This window comes from Novosphingobium sp. 11B (assembly GCF_054589055.1).
The window spans coordinates 1-881 of record NZ_BAAILP010000153.1; the positions used below are offsets into that span (position 1 = coordinate 1).

The window sequence follows — 881 nt, forward strand, 5'->3', positions numbered from 1 at the left end:
CCTCTCCCCCACCCGACCACCCAACGATAGTACCCTATGGGTGGTCGGGTGGGGGAGAGGGCCGGTGCCGCTCCGAAAATGCCCGCCCGGGCATTTTCGAACAGACTCTTACCTCCGTATTCGCGCGATCATCGCAGTATCGTCCGAAATGGCTGTTGCGACGCAATAAACGCGACGCTAAGCCCGCGCCCAACGTGTGGCCCGCCACGCAGACGAACAGTGCGAAAATAAAGAAGGACCATTATGCGCATCGACATGATCCCCGTCGGCGACAACGCGCCGAAGAGCCTGAACGTCATCATCGAAGTTCCCGTCGGCGGCGAGCCGGTCAAGTACGAGTTCGACAAGGCCTCCGGCGCGCTCTTCGTCGACCGCATCCTGCACACGCCGATGCGCTACCCGGCGAACTACGGCTTCGTGCCGCACACCCTCTCGCCCGACGGTGACCCGCTCGACGCGCTGGTCGTCGCGCGCTCGCCGTTCATCCCGGGCTGCGTGGTCAAGGTGCGCCCGATCGCCGTCCTCAACCTCGAGGACGAGCACGGCGGCGACGAGAAGCTGCTCTGCGTGCCGATCAACTCGACCTTCCCCTACTATTCGCACGTAAACGAGAAGGAAGACCTGCCCGACATCGTCTACCAGCAGGTCGAGCACTTCTTCACCCACTACAAGGACCTTGAAAAGGAAAAGTGGGTTCGCGTCGGCACCTGGGGCAACGCCGCCGATGCCGCCCGCATCGTCGAAGAGGCGATCGAGCGCTACGAGGCCTCGAAGACCGAAGCCTGAGCCAGAACGATTTACCGCGTTTTCCGAGTCATCAGGTGATCCCACCTGATTAGAAAACGCTCTAGAGTTCACTTCCCATGTGGACGGGGGGCGGC

General features: G+C 62.2%; 1 protein-coding gene. It reads left to right on the top strand.

Translation table 11 applies throughout. From position 1 onward, the window contains the following. Positions 1–243: 243 nt before the first annotated feature. Positions 244–786, top strand: a complete 543-nt coding sequence (ppa, locus tag ACYPYD_RS14295; protein WP_008832446.1) for an inorganic diphosphatase — start codon at positions 244–246, stop codon at positions 784–786. Positions 787–881 lie beyond the last annotated feature (95 nt).